This is a genomic window from Shewanella sp. SG44-2, assembly GCF_014164215.1.
Lineage (GTDB): Bacteria > Pseudomonadota > Gammaproteobacteria > Enterobacterales > Shewanellaceae > Shewanella > Shewanella frigidimarina.
In genome coordinates this window covers 22,276-39,695 of record NZ_JACJEU010000026.1, presented here as the reverse complement: position 1 = coordinate 39,695, position 17,420 = coordinate 22,276, and the positions used below count along the sequence as shown (strand labels likewise).

Below are 17,420 nucleotides of genomic sequence, written 5' to 3'. Positions count from 1 at the left end.
GTATCGTTCAATGAAATGAGTTAGCTAGACTAAAGGCCAGTAAAGTAACTATAGCTTGAATTGTTCACCTAAGTACACAGCACGAACTTGTTGATTACTTAATATCTCATCAGGTGTGCCTTCGGCGATTAAATTACCCTGGCTAACGATATAGGCCCGCTCACAAACGTCTAGCGTTTCACGTACGTTATGGTCGGTAATTAATACCCCTAAACCGCGATTTTTAAGTTGTTGGATGATTTTTTTAATGTCGATGACCGAAATAGGATCAACACCAGCAAAAGGCTCATCAAGCAAAATAAATTTTGGATTAGCAGCTAAAGCGCGCGCAATTTCAACTCGACGACGTTCGCCACCCGATAACGACATGCCTTGGCTGTCGCGTATGTGAGTAATGTGGAATTCTTCGAGTAGATGCTCAAGTTGCTCAATACGTTGGTCTGTACTGAGCTCTTTGCGAGTTTGCAGTACGGCCATTATGTTGTCGTAAACGGTAAGCTTGCGGAAAATACTGGCTTCTTGTGGTAAGTAACCTATACCTTTGCGGGCGCGCAAATGCATTGGATCGGCAGTAAGGTCGTCATCGTCAATTAATATCCGACCTTTATCGCTTTTTACTAAGCCGACAACCATATAAAAGGTGGTTGTTTTACCTGCACCATTAGGGCCTAAAAGACCGACAATTTGGCCGGTTTTAACCGTTAAGCTCACATCTTTAACAACCTGACGAGCTTTATAGCTTTTTGCTAGATTTTCAGCGGTTAAGGTAATTTGGGTCATGGTTTGATCTGCTTGTTAACAGGGATTTCAGGGAGCTTTTGCTTTGGCGCCGACTCGTCTTGGAAATTCTCTGGTTGAATGATGGTGATTACCCGATCTTGTCCTGTACCAGTACTTTCGGCAATCAGCTCTTGAGCACTGATGTTGTACTTGATTTTATTACCGGTAACCTGGCTACCAGATTGATCCAATTTGGCGTTGCCTGTCAATGTGAGTGTAGTGGTGGCAAGGTCATAGCTAATTTCGTCAGCACTTGCGGTACCAATTTTACCGTCATCTAATTCTTGTGAAAATGTAGCAGGGGTGCCAGTAGCAATTAATCTCTTGCTGGTGCTGTTTTCAGGGGTAAACGCCCGTAACTGATCTGCATTGATATTAATCGTGCCTTGGACAATTGTCACCGGACCATTAAAAACAATTTGATTGTTTTTAATGTCGGCAGACTGACTGGCGGAAGCGATTTTCAATTCTTGTTTCAGATCACCTTGTTTCGCTGTGGCTGGCAAACTCAATATGCAAAGTATGCTACTTAGTAACACAACATTGGCGCGAGTGTGGAGACGATTAATGTGGCTCATATGTTCCTTCTACCTGGCTAAGTAGCGATAATTTTTGCGAATTCAAGTCGGCATGCAAGCCTAAACCTTGAATAATAAACCCTTTACCTTTGATGTACACCATCTCTTGTGAGGTGCCTATCATAGTGGTTAAATCCACCGTAATGGCTTGGGTACTCAGTGACTGTAGAGGTTCTTCTATATCAATGGCATCAATAATAACATTATTTTCTAATGTGACTTTGCTGGTATTTTTATTCAATTGCCCACGGTCTGCACTTAATTGCCATTGTGCTTTACCATTTTCAGGGAAAATGAGGTAGATAGGTTTGGTAAAGTGAGTGATGTCGCTTGAAGCGTAATGCTCCATGTGCTCCGCGCTGACTCGACTTTCGACAAAACCTAGTTGATTGAATTCTGTCGTGCGTAGGTTATCTGCAACAAAATCTGGGCGCTCAATACCGCGTATTTGCACCGCATCCATTTCACTGCGTTTTATTTGTGCTTGCCAGTACAATATAAAAGCAAGCCCAAAAAAAGCAATAATACCTAGCGAAACTCTACTCATATACTCATACCATGAGCACTGGCAAACTTATCTTGGCTTAAGAGTAATAAATCGGTGAGTTCACGCAGTGCGCCATGGCCACCGTTAAGAGTGGTTGTCATATGGCACTGTTGTTTGACAAACGGATGACCATCACCGACACAAACGGCTAGCCCTACGGCTTTCATTACGGGTAGGTCTACCATGTCATCGCCAATGTAAGCCACTTCATCTGCAGTCACATTATAAAGAGACAATAATTGCTCAAAAGGCTCAAATTTATTATCAATACCTTGATAAATATGTGTGACACCTAATGCTGTCATGCGGTTCTCAACAATCTTAGATTTACGTCCTGTTATCACGGCAACATGAACACCACTGGTAAGCAAAGAACGAACACCATAACCGTCACGAGTGTGGAACGCTTTGAGTTCTTCACCTGCATTACTGAGGTAAATACGTCCATCTGAAAATACCCCATCGACATCACAGATTAACAGTTTGATTTTTTGAGCTCGCTGCCATATGTCATTACTGACAGGGCCGTAAAATCCTTGGTGAAACGAAGTTGATTCTGACATGATTAAATGACTCCAGCTTTAACCATATCGAGCATGTTTAATGCTCCGATCGGTTGATGTTTTTCATTAACGACTATCAGTCCGTTGATGCTCTTTTCATCCATGATTTGCAGTGCTTGTGCTGCTAAAATACCAGCAGGGCAGGTAACACAGTTTTTAGTCATTACGTGAGCAATAGAAGTGGTTCGAAGGTTCACGTCTGCATCAATAACCCGGCGTAAATCGCCATCGGTAAAAATGCCTACGAGTTTACTGGCATGGTCGACTACAGCCGTCATGCCAAGGCCTTTTTTAGATATTTCATAAAGTGCGTCAGTAATACAAATATCATCATTGACGATCGGTAAATCATCGCCTTGATGCATGACATCATCGACTTTTAGTAATAATTTTCTTCCAAGAGAGCCACCTGGGTGTGATAAGGCAAAGTCATCACGAGTAAAACCTTTTGCTTGTAATAAAGCAATGGCTAATGCATCGCCCATAGCCAAAGTAGCTGTGGTGCTGGAGGTGGGGGCTAATCCTAATGGACATGCTTCTTCTTGCACTTGAATGCATAAATGGATTTTGGATAAACGTGCCATATTAGAGTCTGGTTTGCCAGTTACAGCAATCACAGGTACACCCATGCGTTGGATAACAGGCATTAACGTTAGTATTTCGCTTGACTCACCAGAGTTGGAAATGGCGAGTACAATGTCATTTTTGGCTAATGCGCCCAAATCGCCATGACTGGCTTCTCCTGGATGAACAAAAAATGCCGGTGTGCCAGTACTGGCAAAGGTCGCGGATATTTTGTTACCAATATGGCCAGATTTGCCCATTCCCATGACAATCACTTTACCTTTGCACTGCATGATCAATTGACATGCTTGGTCAAATTCAACCGAGTCTACATATTGATATAAATTATCTAAGGCAGCTTTTTCTATATCAATGACTTTACGGCCCCATTGACGAAATTGAGTGTGATTTACCATACGACTCTCTCTGTTAGCTTAATACTTTACCTTTATGCTCCAATCTAATGCGACTGAAATACAACAATTTGGTACGCAATAAAGGTGATTAATAATAGTGCGCCATGCCAGCGAGTAAGTTGTTGCTTAGCGCCACTGGATAATACTAAAACGGCTAATGCTGCACTGGTGCCTAATACCATATAGAAATCTCTTCCACTGGCTGAAGCATCTATTTCACCAGGAGAAATCAATCCTGGTAGTGCCAGTACCGCAAGAATGTTAAATAAGTTAGACCCAACAATATTACCAATGACGAGGTCGTGTTCTTTTTTTATGACTCCAGCAATACAGGCTGCTAATTCAGGTAAGCTGGTTCCTACTGCGATAATGGTTAAGCCAATCACAAGATCTGACAACCCATAAAACTTTGCAATACCCACCGCGCCATCAACCATCCAACTTGCTGATAGGGGGAGCAATATAATACCGACAACTAGCCAAATGATAGCATGAAAGGTTGGCACATTTTTAGGGATCTCAGATTCAAGTTCATCATCTAAGCTGTCTGGGGTTTTATCATGAGTAGCTTGCCAAATAAAATATCCCATCAACAGCAAAAGTAATGCGATGAGCATGATACCTTCTGCTTGTGTCAACACATTATCATGCAAGGTGTAACCAGCAAATACCGTCGCAGCTAACATGATAGGTATTTCGCGTTTTAAGGTCTTCGAATCTAAGCTAATGGCACCTAGTAAGGCTGTTAATCCTAAAATTAAGGTAATGTTAACAATGTTTGAGCCCAATACGTTTCCAATAGCGGTATCACGCATGCCATCCATTGATGCGGTGGCGGCAACAAACATTTCAGGTGCAGAGCTGCCCATCGCAACGATGGTGAGTCCAATTAACATTGGAGGTAACCCTAAGTTACGGGCAAATGCAGCCGCTCCGTAAACAAATCTATCCGCACTCCAAACTAAAACAGCAAGGCCAACAACTAACATTAGGATATTAACTAGCATGTGATTCCGATAGTAGTAATTTATTAACGTGCATTTTCGCTGGATTTTTATCAAATTGAAAGCATTGCACAGTAATTGTCCACGTAATGATGGGTGATGATATGGATATAGTTGTCGCTTAATCGACAATTACAGTACAATTTGCCTTCAACTTAAAGCAAGGAAGGCTGTTATCTCCTCAACGCCAATGTCTGATATGAGCAAATCAAGTAATAAACCTTTGGTAGAAGTTAACCATTTAGCGTTTAGCCATGGTTCACGCGTGATTTATGAAGATATTTCTTTATCGATCCCAAAAGGTAAAGTAACAGCAATCATGGGGCCCAGTGGTATCGGTAAAACCACCTTGTTGAAATTGATTGGCGGACAGTTAACCCCCAGCAGTGGGCAAGTCCTATTTGATGGCCATGATATACACAAGCTTAAACGCAAAGATCTATTTGAATTGCGTAAGCGCATGAGTATGCTATTTCAAAGTGGTGCAATGTTTACCGACCTTAATGTTTTCGATAATGTTGCGTTTGCATTAAGAGAACATTCTGGATTGCCTGAAGATATTATTCGCACCATTGTATTGATGAAGCTTCAAGCTGTCGGACTTCGTGGCGCTGCATATATGATGCCTAACGAGTTATCTGGTGGTATGCAACGTCGCGCTGCATTGGCACGAGCGATTGCACTAGAACCAGAGATGGTACTGTACGATGAGCCCTTTGCCGGACAAGATCCTATTTCAATGGGCATGCTCGTAAAACTTATTCGTGAGTTGTCGGATTCATTAAAACTCACTTCAGTAGTGGTTTCTCACGATGTAGATGAAGTATTAGGTATTGCAGATTATGTCTACGTAATAGCAGACAAAAAAGTCATTGCACATGGTACTCCAGAGCAATTACGTCAATCTGACAATCCACAATTGGTTCAGTTTATTCAAGGTGCACCAGATGGCCCTGTGCCATTTCATTATCCTGCTGAGGATTATCAAGAGGAGCTACTTCGTGGGTGCAATTGATTATATTGCCGACATTGGCAAATATGCACTGAAAATAGTGTTGGGTTATGGTCGAGCTGGCATTATGTTATGGCGCGCGATCGTACATGTTCCTCGCATTAAAAAAGGCACTCCATTACTGATTAAACAGGTTTATGTGCTGGGTGTCCGTTCGATGGTCATCATTTTAGTGTCGGGTTTGTTTATCGGTATGGTATTGGCTCTACAGGGATATAATATTCTGGTTGAGTTTGGTACTGAAGAAAGTTTAGGGCCTATGGTGGCGTTAAGCTTGTTACGTGAACTTGGGCCAGTTGTTGCAGCGTTATTATTTGCTGGGCGAGCAGGCTCAGCGTTAACCGCCGAAATTGGTTTAATGAAATCGACCGAACAATTGTCGAGTTTAGAAATGATGGCAATAGACCCGCTAAGGCAAATCATTGCGCCGCGCTTTTGGGCGGGTGTGATTAGTATGCCATTACTGGCGTTGATGTTTAGCTTAGTGGGTATTTTGGGTGGACATTTAGTCGGTGTTGAATGGAAAGGCATCGATAGCGGTGCATTTTGGTCTATTCTTCGTGCGTCAGTTGAATGGCGAGAAGATATAGTTAACTGTTTGATCAAAAGTGTTATTTTTGGTGTGGTGGTGACATGGATTGCCTTGTATCGAGGTTACGAAGTCCAACCCAACCCTGAAGGCATCAGTCGCGCAACAACTTCAACGGTTGTACAGGCTAGTTTAGCGGTTTTAGCACTGGACTTTTTGCTTACGGCAATCATGTTCGGAAATTAAGATTTTTTCATTGTTTAGATTAATTTAAGTGGTTTAAGAGTATGTTGACACGGAAAATAGAGTTAATGGTAGGCGTGTTTTTGTTGTCAGGTTTATTGGCATTTTGTGTATTGGTATTCAATGTTGCAAATGTCGAATTAAAATCTAGCGCCCAGACTTATGAGTTGGTAGCCGAGTTTAACAATGTCGGCGGTTTAAAGGTGCGTTCACCAGTAAAAGTGGGCGGTGTTGTTGTCGGACGTGTGACTGATATTACCCTTGATACTCATAAACTAGTGCCTATTGTGACGTTAACAATGGATAAGCGCTTTGATCAATTTCCTGAAACCAGTAGTTTGGCCATTTTGACTTCAGGCTTGCTTGGCGAGCAGTTTATTGGTTTAACACCTGGTTTTATGGACGATGACATTTCGATGCTTGCCAATGGTGATAAAGTGCATGACACGCGTGGCGCATTGATTTTAGAAGATTTAATTGGTCAGCTGTTATACAGCATGTCATCTAAAGATAAATAGGAACGCTATTATGAAAACGTTTTTTAGTTGTGTTATAGCTTTATGCCTAGTTGGCAGCGCCGTTATCAGTCAAGGTGCTTCGGCTGCTAATGATGAGGTGAACACGAGTGATCCTTATGAGATGATCAAACAAGTCGCCAATATGACCTTTGATCGGTTTAAATCAGATAAAGAATTAATTAATGCCGATTTAGGTCACTTAAAAGTGATTGTACGTGAAGAGCTTATGCCTTACGTCGATTATAAATATGCTGCATATAAAGTTATGGGCCAGTATTTAAGTGATACAACCGTTGATCAACGTAATCGTTTTGTTGAGGCTTTTGAAGGCTATTTAGTTGCCACTTATGCTCAAGCATTAACAGAATATACCGATCAAAAAGTCGCATTTGATCCACCGAGTGATTTTAGCGATGAAAAAATAGTTGAAGTGAACGTGCAGATTATCGAAAAAGGTCGTCCACCGATTAAAATTCAATTTAAAGCGCGTCGTTTGAAAGACAACACTTGGAAAGCATTTGATTTAGTGGCGGAAGGCGTGAGCTTACTCGCCTCTAAACAGTCTGAAATTTCTAATTTAATCCGTCAGCAAGGTATTGAAGCGGTGATTACAATGTTGAATGATAAAACTCAACAGACTATTGATCGCCAACCAGCAAAAGAAGCTGCAGCTGCGTGATTACTTTCAATCAACAAGATCAACGTTGCATTGTCAGCGGTCGATTAACACAAGATGAAGTAAAACAATTGTGGCCTAAACGCCATGAATTGTTTACTGCATCGACTCAAGTGGTAGACTTATCAGCATTGGAATACGTCGACAGTGCAGGTGTTGCATTGTTATTAGCGTTTATCAAACTACATGCTTCAAGTAGCCAAGAAACAAGTGTGTCACGTCAATTGGTTAATCCAAGTGAGCAGCTCAAGAAAATGATTGAGCTTTATGATTTAGACGCTTTTTTTCAGCCAAATATAGTTTCAAATAGTAAAGGTAATTGATTTCATGGAATGCAAGGTTATTGAACAGATTTTAACAGAGGCGTTGTCGCTCACTGAAGCACATGTGACCTCTGATGGCAGCCATTATAAAGTAGTTGCCGTGGGTGAATGCTTTGAAGGCATGAGCCGTGTCAAACAACAGCAAGCGATTTATACCCCTTTAGCTGAGCAAATTGCCAGTGGTGAATTGCATGCGTTAACGATTAAAACTTTTACGCCTACCCAGTGGAAGCGTGAAAAACTTTTCAATATGTAACAACTGAGACTCACAGTGGATAAATTAACTATTAAAGCCAGCAACCCTTTAGCTGGCGAAGTCGTGATCTCTGGTGCAAAAAACGCAGCATTGCCAATTTTAATGGCTGGTGTATTAGCTGAAACAGATTTTATTGTCTCAAATGTGCCTAGCTTACGTGACGTGATCACTAGCTGTGAACTCCTTCGCTGTTTAGGCGCAGAGGTTGAAGACTTGGGCGGTAGCCGCATTCGTATTTCAACCACTAATTTAAATGAATACTGCGCCCCTTATGACTTAGTCAAAACAATGCGTGCTTCTATTCTTATTTTAGGTCCATTGCTTGCCCGTTATGGAACTGCAGATGTTTCTTTGCCTGGCGGCTGTGCTATTGGCGCACGTCCGGTGAATCTGCATTTACATGGTTTAGAGTTAATGGGAGCTAAGATTGAAGTCAAAGAAGGCTACATTAAAGCGCGCGTAGATGGTCGTTTAAAAGGCGCCCATATCTTTATGGACATGGTCAGTGTCGGCGCAACTGAAAACTTGCTTATGGCCGCTGCGTTAGCGGATGGCACCACAGTGATTGAAAATGCTGCCCGTGAGCCTGAAGTCACTGATTTAGCACATTGCTTAATTGCTATGGGTGCAAAAATTACTGGTGTAGGCACTGCGACCTTAAAGATTGAAGGGGTTGAGCGTTTATCGGGTTGCGAATATCGGGTTATGCCTGATCGCATCGAGACCGGTTCCTTCCTGGTTGCCGCAGCTGTAACACGTGGCAAAATTCGCTGTGTATCTGCAGACCCTAGTGCATTAGAAGCGGTATTATCAAAGCTTGAAGATGCGGGGGCTGAGATCACTACCGGCGAAGATTGGATTGAGCTTGATATGAAAGGTCAACGTCCAAAATCAGTTAATATTAAAACGGCACCATATCCTGCATTTCCAACCGATATGCAAGCGCAATTCTGTGTGTTGAATGCTCTAGCTGAAGGTACTGGCCGTGTTACTGAGACGATTTTCGAGAATCGTTTCATGCACGTTCCTGAACTCATTCGTATGGGTGCGGACATTGAACAGGAAGGCAATACTTGTATTATTCATGGTATTGATCGTTTAAATGGCGCGCAAGTGATGGCGACAGATTTACGTGCATCTGCCAGCTTAGTCATTGCAGGCTTAATGGCTGAGGGAACGACAACTGTGGATCGTATCTACCATTTAGACCGCGGTTATGAGCACATTGAAGCTAAGTTCCAAGGCTTGGGTGCTGAAGTCGTTCGAGTGAAGTAACCACTGTTTAATTCACTAAAACCGCACTATTAAGTGCGGTTTTTTTATATTTGATAGACATAAAAAGGCTTTAATAAACCCTCACAGTACCGTAAGAAAACTGTTGTACAGATCACTCCTTAATTATGCAAAACTGTTAGTCTATTGTGATGGGCACTTTTATCACGTTTAACATTTATTTATTTTACGGCCTCGTTTTTTTTACGATTGGTTGCGTGGTGGTTTTTCGAAATTTTAAGTACAGCCAGCTATCTATTTCTCCGACGTTATGGGCCCTAGCTCTATTTGGTTTTTCTCATGCTTTTCATGAATGGTCTGAGCTATATGTTATCTTATTCAGTGATGAGATCTCGCCGAAATATCATCATCTAGTACAGTGGTTAAGAATGATAAAACTGTCACTTTCATTTGCAGGATTAATTATTTTCTCTTGGCTGCTATTCCGAATTTGTCCTAATCCATTTTCAAAAATAGGCCAAATTATTACCGCCGCAGTCGTGATTATCTATACTTTGGTGATGTTGTTCTTTTTTCAAGGGTGTTCAGTACTGGCAGATACATTTACAGAAGCAGCCCGCTACACTAGGGTTTTACTTGGCTTCGGTAGTGCCACACTTGCTGGGGGCGGTATTGCTATTTATGGCTATCAATTACGCCAAAAAAATCACGAATATGGGCTGTATTTTGTTGCGACTGGTGCCGGGTTATTTATCTACGGTGTATTGGCTGGTTTAGTGCCGACAGAGCTTCATTCATCCGTACCTGTGTTTAGAACCTTAGCTGCTACATTAGTGTTAGTCACTTTATATAAAGCACTCAATATTTTTGACATCGAGAAAGAGATGGCTACAGAGGCTAAGCTTAAGCGGGCTATTGAAGCTGATAAATATAAAGCCATTGGGCATTTAGCAATGGGAGTCGCCCATGAGATTAATAATCCTTTAGCTTCTTCTATTTTGGCATTGGATTTACTAGAGCGAAAACTGCCGGTTAAACTGGATGAATTAATGGATTATATTAGTCGAGCACGTTTAGGGATTAATAGGGCATCTGTTATCAGTAAAGAGCTGCTGGCCTATGCCCGCTCTGATTTGAGTCACGCCCAAAAAGTGTTTTTTTATGATGTCATTGATGGGGCAAAGCAATTACTGAGTCATAAAATTATGCCTTACGTTATCAATGTTAACTGCGATTCATCATTGAGTATTACGGGGCAGAAGGTGAAACTGGAAGAGTTATTAATTAACTTACTTAATAACGCCATGGATGCCAGTGGCAATAGCGGTGATATCGATATTAGCGTTACTGGTGATCAGCATCAGATATTATTTGAAGTCAGAGATTATGGCGAAGGTATGGATGAACAAACCCTTCTCCAGGCTACAGAGTTGTTTTTTTCAACTAAACCAATAGGCAAAGGCACAGGTCTTGGGTTAGCTATTTGTCATCAGATTATCGGTGCTCATAAAGGTAAAATGAAAATTATCAGTGCCAAAGGTATAGGTACGAGAGTATTAATCAGTTTTTCAGTAGGGATATGTGAATGGTAAATGTGCTGATTGCAGAAGACGATTATGAACTCCGTCGAAATATGGTCGATATTCTTCAACTTGAAGGTTATCAAGTCACCGACGTTGATAGTGCCGAAGCTGCTATTGCTGCTTGTGAGCGGCACAACTACGATATTGCCCTATTAGATTTAGTGATGTCAGGTATGACTGGGGTTGAGGCTATTTCCAATTTACGTCAACTTAATCCATTCATGGCAGTGGTCATTTTGACAGCTTATGCTACGGTTGATACAGCAGTGGATGCGATGAAAAAGGGGGCTGATAATGTGATGACTAAGCCTTTTAATAGCTCCGTTTTAATTATCACCATAAAGCGCAGCATTCAAGAAAAGCTATTATTAAAAACAACCAATGATATCGATCCTGATAGTGTCTATGCAGCACTAGCAAACGTCCTCCGTCGCGAAACACTTAAGCAGTTAGGTACACATAAACAGCTAAAGTTTATGGATCTTTGTCGATTAGTTGGGGTTGCAGACCATACCAAATTTAATTTCCATTTACGCCAGCTTAAAAAAGCAGGTTTAGTGATGCAAAATGAGAACAAGATCTATATTTTAACAAATACTGGTAAATTCGTGTTACAAAATCACAACTTGTCATGATGTGGTTAATATTTGTAAATCATAAGCTTATTGTTCATTTGATAATAATAGTTCACAGAACATTAAAGACAGTGAACTATCATAATCTATCTCTTTATAGGTAATCCGCAAATACTGAGTGTATGTCCAAAGAGACATATCAATCACGCCCAACATTGTGCAGTGATTGAAAGCCAATTTGAGGATGAACTGATGAAAACACTAATTCCATACAAAAAATTACTCCTAGCCAGCATGATTACCATGCTTGTGGCTTGTGGTAGTGACAATGATGATGCGGTTATTCCCCCTCCCGCAGAAAATAACCCACCTATTGCCGTTGCTGATTTTGCCAACGTTTTAGCAGCAGAAGTCGTGACAATTGACGTGCTAGCAAATGACACCGATGCCGATAGCAACTCGTTGACAATCGTTTCTGTTGATTCTGTTAGCGCAGTGATTAAAGATGGCAAAGTTGACTTTACTGCTGGCGCTGAAGCTGGTGAAGTGACTTTCAATTACACTATAACCGATGGCACCGATGAAGCATCTGCAGTGGTAACGATAACAGTAGAAGCGCTTCCTGAACCAGAACTACTAAGCTACGTCGGATCCGCTTCTTGTGCTGGTTGTCACAGCGGTGAGCATAAAACATTTGTAAAAACTGGTCACAACTTCAAAATCCAAAAAGTGATTAATGGTGAACAGCCTGCATTCCCTTATACCCCTGAAACAACTATTACTGGAGCCATTGATCTGCTTCAATTTGCCGGCCCAGATGGTGACGGTACTACCAATAATGCGCTAGGTGCACCTGTTAGCTATAGTGATGTTAGTTATGTTGTCGGTGGCTATCACTGGAAGATGCGTTGGCTAGATAAAGATGGTTATATCGTTACTGGTACCAATGTGCAGTACAACATACGTAACAGTGATGGAACTCTTAACGTACCTGCAAACCATCTTAATGATCCAGATGTCATGGGTAACTATAAAACGGGTGACATGAACTACCAATACAAGTGTGGTAATTGCCATACTACCGGTTGGAAGAGCGCCACAGATGTTGCCAGCGGTGATATTCGTAATCCAGATCGTCAAGATGACCTACCAGGTATGGGCGGCACGTTTGCCGAGCAAGGCGTTCAGTGTGAAGCGTGTCATGGCGCCGGTAGTGAGCATGTCAAAGCACCTTCTAAAGACAATATCACTAAGATTGCCGTTGCTCGTATCACGGAAGATTTCCTAGCCGATGATATGGGCTATGGTAAAGCGGTCACGTGTGCCGAGTGTCATACTCGAGACGGTGAAAAAGATTACCCAACGTATATTAGTAAATATAACGAAGCGTTCCCTGACGGAAGTCAAGTAGGCGGGCGTATTATCGCTAGTGGTGATCTTGCACAGCATCATCAAACTGGCGATGAAATACTAGGTGTAGTACCTGAAGATCATGGTACTTATAATGCAGGTGACGAAATTGGTCCAAAGAGCGCTATGGCGTGTACAACTTGTCATGATTCTCACAAATCAACTGTTAATCAAGATAGTGTAGATGGTTTACACACTGGTGCCGTAAAAGAGTGTACAGCTTGTCATACTGGTGCTCTGGCGAAAGAGTTTACCGTTGGATTACATGAGTTTGTGGCAGAGTGTACGGACTGTCATATGCCGAAACTTGCTAAGAGTGCGGTGACTCATTTAGGTAAGGATGGAACGACAGTCTTTGGTGACGTGAAGTCTCATTTGTTTACGATCGATTTAGACCCTGCAGCGAAGCAGTTCACTGCAGATGGCAAGTTCCAGATGCCTTGGTCTACCGCGCAGTACTCTTGCGGTGAGTGTCATGCTGATGTCGCTGATTATGCTGGAAAGTTGCCAGGTGGTAAAATGCACAAATAAAAATTAGCTCTGAATTAAAACCATGCAGTTTTTCTGCATGGTTTTTTTATTGTTAAAAGATGAAGTCGTTAATACTCTAGTTTTATACCAATCTCATTAAATATCTGGTCAGTTCAGAGTTTCTCAGTTTTTTCAATTCAAGGCGCATTGATGTAGAAATGGTTGCTCCATTTTAAATCGATGCAACACAGAAGTGGAATATCTGAGAGACTCCATTCAGGCGGGTTTCAAAGTCCTTTATGCTTCGTGAAATTTTTCAAAATAAGACATTCCCACCATCCATGGCGGTCAGATGCTGGAGGTAGAGTAACGCAGGATCTTATTACCGAGAATCACTATTCACTTCAATCATCTGCCTTGCCTACAGCACTTTGAACTCCCGCAGAAAGATCACATATATAATGGAATTAGTATTAAATGATTTAACGAATTAACCACTTAATGAAAAAAGCCATCAATTTTATTTGATCTATTTATAATGGTTGATTGTTGCGCAACACAATTACATTGATAACTATTCACCAAGGCAAAATAGCTTCAAACCATCATTTAGAGTTATTGCCATATCCGCCAGTGTTCAAGCTAGCGCGATTACCTAATAGATCTAACATTAATGAATGTAGTAACATCAACACTACTTAAACAGTCGAACAAACTACAGCTCAGCGTTAGAAGGAAAACGATTACCCGCGCACTAAAAATATTAAGTAACTATTCACCAAGTTAAAATATTTTCAAACGATCGGTTTTAGTTATTGAACGAACTCGCCAGTATATTTAGATAGTGATATTAACTGATAGTAGTAGCGCTAGCATTAACGAATTTAAACAGCATAAACATCACTGACATTGTTAAACAAAATGCAGCTCAACGATAAGAAGAAAAAAAGCTTACCCGCAAACTAAAAAAGATCAATTGATTTGGTTGTGGTATTGATTCTGAGGAATAAATTAGAACCAAGAGTAACAATAGTCTTATCAGACCTTCAGAAGAGATTAATCAAGATCAATAGTCCTAAGATAAATCAGATCAAAAATACTTAGCTGTTCTATGAGTATGCAAGGACACGGATTTTTGCTTAATTCGATATGACTTATCGACTTGCCAAAAGCAACCTATTTCAATAAGTCACGCCGTTGAATTATAGCTAAAAATAAATTGTCGATATTTTTATTGGCATTATTCAGGGTTAGTGATCTTTTCAGCAATAATCACTGGCAGTGTTTGTTTTTTACCTTCACGAATAATGGTCATGTTAACTTTAGTTCCCGGTGTGGTTTCTGCAATTCTGTCCATTAACATTTCAACACCAGGAACATCTTCGTCATTATATTGAGTAATAACATCTCTAGGTGATAAGCGTGCACGTGCAGCCGGCCCATCAGGATCAATACCGGTAACCAACACACCTTTTAAATCAGGCAAGTTGAGTATCTGCGCCATTACAGGGTTTAACGGCTCACCCGAAATACCTAATGCGCCACGAATAACCCGGCCATGCTTAACCAATTTATCCATAATACTGTGGGCTAATTTAATTGGAATCGCGAAACTAATCCCATTGCCACCATTATCACCGCCCACTTGGAATGCGGCAGTATTAATGCCAATTAATTCACCACTGGTGTCGATTAATGCGCCGCCAGAATTGCCTGCATTAATGGCGGCATCAGTTTGTAGAAAGTCTAAGTAACCTGAACTTAAGCCGTTACGTCCTGTTGCACTGATAATCCCTTGGGTAATGGTTTGGCCAATATTATAAGGATTGCCAATGGCCAATACCACATCACCTACTTGGGCGAGCTTATTAAGATTAATCGGCACGATAGGTAAATTGTCACCTTCAATCTTGAGCACTGCTAAATCAGTTTCGGGATCTGAACCAACCACTTCAGCAGTAAATTTGCGCCCATCTTGCAGTGCAATCACAATCTCATCAGCTTTTTTTATCACATGGTAATTGGTTAACACATAACCTTCTTTACTCATTATGACTCCTGAGCCGAGGCCTTGAAGTGAGCTTGAATTGAGTGGATTATGTTGATCAATGCTAAGGCTATAAATATTCGCAACGGCAGGGGCTGCACGGCGGACCGCTTTAGCAAAAGATAATTCTGAGCCATTATTGCTTACATTCGTTAAGCTATGGTTGAGCGAGGAGTTTTGTGTCAAAGAGGTTATGGCTAAGAAAACAGCTGCCATGATCAGACCAAATACCACAGCTTTAGTTATATAGATGCAAGTGTCTTTTAGGTTCATGGCGTGAATAATTGTTAAAAAAAATGGCTGTTATATTAACATAGCTCAAAAAATTAAGCATCGACCAAACGTTTGCCGATGCTTAATTCCTTAACTGATATCACACTCAATAATCGAATGATTGTCATCGAGTGTGATCTAGTGGGGTGACGATACTAGCGTAAAACAAGATATAGCAAGTTGTTATCACGTAATATTTTTAGCGCGACAGAGCTTTGATTATCTTTCAGCATTTCTTTTAATGCTTTAAGGCTGGTCACTTTGTTGCGGTTAAGCCCCACTATTAAGTCGCCTTTCTGTAAACCACTCATTGCAGCTGGCGAGCCTTGAGCAATCTCAGTTATCTGGATTCCTTTCTTGCTGTCCTCTAGCGTTGCACCTTGTAACATTGGATGCACGTTACCCGCTTCTGCCTCGACTTTATCCGCTTCACCTAAAGTTGCTTTAATGGTCTTTTTATCACCGTCACGAATTATACCAAATTCGACTTCAGCACCAGCGCCCATAGTGGCCACTTTTGCACGTAGTTCTTGGAAGGTTTTAATGCTGCGGCCATTAAGGGTGACAATAATATCACCCGCTTTTAGTCCGGCTTTGTCGGCGGCACTCTTTGGCATGACTTCATTCACAAAGCCACCATGTTGAGTGTCTAAACCGAAAGCTTTGGCTAGTTCATTATCAAGATCTCGTCCTGATACTCCAAGCACGCCGCGTCTTACTTCACCGTGTTCAATAATTTGATCAACAAGGTTATTAACCATATTGGCAGGGATCGCGAAACCAATACCGACGTTACCACCATTAGGGGCGACAATAGCGGTGTTAATTCCGATGAGCTCACCTTTTAAATTAACTAATGCGCCACCTGAGTTACCACTATTTATAGCTGCATCGGTTTGGATAAAGTTTTCTAGCATTTCAATGCCTAAACCACTGCGGCCTAGCGCGCTGACTATCCCTGACGTGACGGTTTGTCCAAGACCAAATGGGTTACCAATGGCCACTGCAAAATCACCGACGCGAATTTCATCAGAATCAGTTTGTTTAATAGCTATTAAGTTTTTTGCTTCAATTTGAAGTAGGGCAATATCAGATTCTTTATCTGCACCGATTAGTTTTGCTTTAACTTCACGGCCATCATGTAAACCAATTTGGATATCGTCTGCACCATTGATTACATGGTTATTGGTAATGATGTAGCCTTTGTCTGCATCAATAATAACGCCTGAACCTAAACCTCTAAAAGGGCGTTCTTGAACTTGTTCTTGTGGTGCATTAGGACCAAAGAAGTAGCGAAACACATCCGGTACTCGTTGTTTTGAAACTTGGGTGCCCGATACTGCTACCGACACAACCGCTGGCGTTGTCCGTTCTAACATTGGCGCTAAGCTAGGAATGGCTTGCCCGTCGACGGCTTGTGGAATTGCAGCGAATGATAGCGCGGGTGTCATGGCTAACGATGCAGTTAATAACGCAGCAGAAAGTAAGCTTAATTTGGTTTTCATCTATGGATAGCTCCTGTATGCATTCAAGTTTGATAACATAAAATATGTGGCTTGATGGCATGATTTCAAAGTTAAATATCGTTAATCATTTTTGTTAGTGTGTTGCCGTGAGTTTGTTTGGTGATGTCCTAAAATGGTGGGCATGTCAGCGCAATGATAAGCAAACAATAAGCAAATTTACGTTAATCAATCAGAGTAGTGGTCATCGTGTTAGTTCCATTTTTATTAACAAAGGTTAATTTGATCCGTTGAAGCCATTACTCGTATTGATTGTTTAATGTTATTATTCGCAGCAATTATTTGATGTAAGAGAG

18 protein-coding genes are annotated in these 17,420 nt (G+C 41.3%); 10 read left to right on the top strand and 8 right to left on the bottom strand.

Annotated features, from left to right (window positions below; genetic code table 11):
- Positions 1 to 48 precede the first annotated feature (48 nt).
- Genes lptB through H5181_RS16285 form a run of 6 tightly spaced genes read right to left on the bottom strand, consistent with a single transcriptional unit; the run spans position 49 to position 4,455 of the window.
- Positions 49 to 780 (bottom strand): LPS export ABC transporter ATP-binding protein, encoded by a 732-nt coding sequence (gene lptB / locus H5181_RS16310; RefSeq protein WP_011638813.1) that lies wholly within the window; start codon positions 778 to 780, stop codon positions 49 to 51.
- Complete coding sequence (lptA, locus tag H5181_RS16305) at positions 777 to 1,358, bottom strand: lipopolysaccharide transport periplasmic protein LptA (protein ID WP_102037540.1); 582 nt, start codon at positions 1,356 to 1,358, stop codon at positions 777 to 779. The genes lptB and lptA overlap by 4 nt, the downstream gene beginning before the upstream one ends.
- Positions 1,345 to 1,905, bottom strand: a complete 561-nt coding sequence (lptC, locus tag H5181_RS16300; RefSeq protein WP_011638811.1) for an LPS export ABC transporter periplasmic protein LptC — start codon at positions 1,903 to 1,905, stop codon at positions 1,345 to 1,347. Before lptC ends, lptA begins: the two co-directional genes overlap by 14 nt.
- On the bottom strand, positions 1,902 to 2,468 hold the full coding sequence (gene kdsC, locus H5181_RS16295; RefSeq protein WP_182751533.1) for a 3-deoxy-manno-octulosonate-8-phosphatase KdsC: 567 nt from the start codon (positions 2,466 to 2,468) through the stop codon (positions 1,902 to 1,904). The genes lptC and kdsC overlap by 4 nt, the downstream gene beginning before the upstream one ends.
- A gap of 2 nt (positions 2,469 to 2,470) precedes the next feature.
- On the bottom strand, positions 2,471 to 3,448 hold the full coding sequence (locus tag H5181_RS16290) for a KpsF/GutQ family sugar-phosphate isomerase (protein WP_182751532.1): 978 nt from the start codon (positions 3,446 to 3,448) through the stop codon (positions 2,471 to 2,473).
- Positions 3,449 to 3,492: 44 nt separating this feature from the next.
- Entirely contained in the window at positions 3,493 to 4,455 is a 963-nt protein-coding gene (locus H5181_RS16285; RefSeq protein WP_182751531.1) for a calcium/sodium antiporter, read from the bottom strand.
- 187 nt (positions 4,456 to 4,642) lie between these two features.
- Between H5181_RS16285 and H5181_RS16280 the strand changes: the two genes are divergently transcribed.
- The 10 genes from H5181_RS16280 to H5181_RS16235 all read left to right on the top strand — a co-directional run bounded on the left by H5181_RS16280 (position 4,643) and on the right by H5181_RS16235 (position 13,341).
- Positions 4,643 to 5,467, top strand: a complete 825-nt coding sequence (locus H5181_RS16280; RefSeq protein ID WP_011638807.1) for an ATP-binding cassette domain-containing protein — start codon at positions 4,643 to 4,645, stop codon at positions 5,465 to 5,467.
- The gene (mlaE, locus tag H5181_RS16275) at positions 5,454 to 6,239 is read left to right on the top strand and encodes a lipid asymmetry maintenance ABC transporter permease subunit MlaE (RefSeq protein WP_011638806.1); all 786 of its coding nucleotides are present in this window, start codon (positions 5,454 to 5,456) and stop codon (positions 6,237 to 6,239) included. Before H5181_RS16280 ends, mlaE begins: the two co-directional genes overlap by 14 nt.
- Positions 6,240 to 6,280: 41 nt before the next feature.
- Complete coding sequence (gene mlaD, locus H5181_RS16270) at positions 6,281 to 6,754, top strand: outer membrane lipid asymmetry maintenance protein MlaD (RefSeq protein ID WP_011638805.1); 474 nt, start codon at positions 6,281 to 6,283, stop codon at positions 6,752 to 6,754.
- Positions 6,755 to 6,764: 10 nt separating this feature from the next.
- Positions 6,765 to 7,433 carry a phospholipid-binding protein MlaC gene (locus H5181_RS16265; protein WP_220491815.1) on the top strand — a complete coding sequence of 223 codons (669 nt, stop codon included), beginning with the start codon at positions 6,765 to 6,767 and terminating at the stop codon, positions 7,431 to 7,433.
- The gene (locus H5181_RS16260; RefSeq protein ID WP_011638803.1) at positions 7,430 to 7,753 is read left to right on the top strand and encodes a lipid asymmetry maintenance protein MlaB; all 324 of its coding nucleotides are present in this window, start codon (positions 7,430 to 7,432) and stop codon (positions 7,751 to 7,753) included. Before H5181_RS16265 ends, H5181_RS16260 begins: the two co-directional genes overlap by 4 nt.
- 4 nt (positions 7,754 to 7,757) lie before the next feature.
- Positions 7,758 to 8,009 (top strand): BolA family protein, encoded by a 252-nt coding sequence (locus H5181_RS16255; RefSeq protein WP_011638802.1) that lies wholly within the window; start codon positions 7,758 to 7,760, stop codon positions 8,007 to 8,009.
- 15 nt (positions 8,010 to 8,024) lie between these two features.
- The gene (murA, locus tag H5181_RS16250; RefSeq protein WP_182751530.1) at positions 8,025 to 9,284 is read left to right on the top strand and encodes a UDP-N-acetylglucosamine 1-carboxyvinyltransferase; all 1,260 of its coding nucleotides are present in this window, start codon (positions 8,025 to 8,027) and stop codon (positions 9,282 to 9,284) included.
- A 218-nt stretch (positions 9,285 to 9,502) separates the two neighbouring features.
- Positions 9,503 to 10,834, top strand: a complete 1,332-nt coding sequence (locus tag H5181_RS16245; protein WP_310734288.1) for a HAMP domain-containing sensor histidine kinase — start codon at positions 9,503 to 9,505, stop codon at positions 10,832 to 10,834.
- Entirely contained in the window at positions 10,828 to 11,460 is a 633-nt protein-coding gene (locus H5181_RS16240; RefSeq protein ID WP_182751528.1) for a response regulator, read from the top strand. Before H5181_RS16245 ends, H5181_RS16240 begins: the two co-directional genes overlap by 7 nt.
- Positions 11,461 to 11,652: 192 nt before the next feature.
- On the top strand, positions 11,653 to 13,341 hold the full coding sequence (locus H5181_RS16235; RefSeq protein WP_182751527.1) for an Ig-like domain-containing protein: 1,689 nt from the start codon (positions 11,653 to 11,655) through the stop codon (positions 13,339 to 13,341).
- Positions 13,342 to 14,521: 1,180 nt separating this feature from the next.
- Here the strand turns inward: H5181_RS16235 and degS are convergent.
- Positions 14,522 to 15,601, bottom strand: coding sequence for an outer membrane-stress sensor serine endopeptidase DegS (gene degS / locus H5181_RS16230; protein WP_182751526.1), 1,080 nt, complete (start codon positions 15,599 to 15,601; stop codon positions 14,522 to 14,524).
- 155 nt (positions 15,602 to 15,756) lie between these two features.
- A complete protein-coding gene (gene degQ, locus H5181_RS16225) occupies positions 15,757 to 17,106 on the bottom strand; it encodes a Do family serine endopeptidase DegQ (RefSeq protein WP_182751525.1) in 1,350 nt (449 codons plus the stop codon).
- Between the last annotated feature and the right edge of the window lie 314 nt (positions 17,107 to 17,420).

Excerpts from the sequence above, each read along its gene's own strand:
- lptB (WP_011638813.1), bottom strand. The coding sequence starts at position 780 with ATGACCCAAATTACCTTAACCGCTGAAAATCTAGCAAAAAGCTATAAA.
- lptA (WP_102037540.1), bottom strand. The coding sequence starts at position 1,358 with ATGAGCCACATTAATCGTCTCCACACTCGCGCCAATGTTGTGTTACTA.
- lptC (WP_011638811.1), bottom strand. The coding sequence starts at position 1,905 with ATGAGTAGAGTTTCGCTAGGTATTATTGCTTTTTTTGGGCTTGCTTTT.
- kdsC (WP_182751533.1), bottom strand. The coding sequence starts at position 2,468 with ATGTCAGAATCAACTTCGTTTCACCAAGGATTTTACGGCCCTGTCAGT.
- H5181_RS16290 (WP_182751532.1), bottom strand. The coding sequence starts at position 3,448 with ATGGTAAATCACACTCAATTTCGTCAATGGGGCCGTAAAGTCATTGAT.
- H5181_RS16285 (WP_182751531.1), bottom strand. The coding sequence starts at position 4,455 with ATGCTAGTTAATATCCTAATGTTAGTTGTTGGCCTTGCTGTTTTAGTT.
- H5181_RS16280 (WP_011638807.1), top strand. The coding sequence starts at position 4,643 with ATGTCTGATATGAGCAAATCAAGTAATAAACCTTTGGTAGAAGTTAAC.
- mlaD (WP_011638805.1), top strand. The coding sequence starts at position 6,281 with ATGTTGACACGGAAAATAGAGTTAATGGTAGGCGTGTTTTTGTTGTCA.
- H5181_RS16265 (WP_220491815.1), top strand. The coding sequence starts at position 6,765 with ATGAAAACGTTTTTTAGTTGTGTTATAGCTTTATGCCTAGTTGGCAGC.
- H5181_RS16255 (WP_011638802.1), top strand. The coding sequence starts at position 7,758 with ATGGAATGCAAGGTTATTGAACAGATTTTAACAGAGGCGTTGTCGCTC.
- H5181_RS16240 (WP_182751528.1), top strand. The coding sequence starts at position 10,828 with ATGGTAAATGTGCTGATTGCAGAAGACGATTATGAACTCCGTCGAAAT.
- H5181_RS16235 (WP_182751527.1), top strand. The coding sequence starts at position 11,653 with ATGAAAACACTAATTCCATACAAAAAATTACTCCTAGCCAGCATGATT.
- degS (WP_182751526.1), bottom strand. The coding sequence starts at position 15,601 with ATGAACCTAAAAGACACTTGCATCTATATAACTAAAGCTGTGGTATTT.
- degQ (WP_182751525.1), bottom strand. The coding sequence starts at position 17,106 with ATGAAAACCAAATTAAGCTTACTTTCTGCTGCGTTATTAACTGCATCG.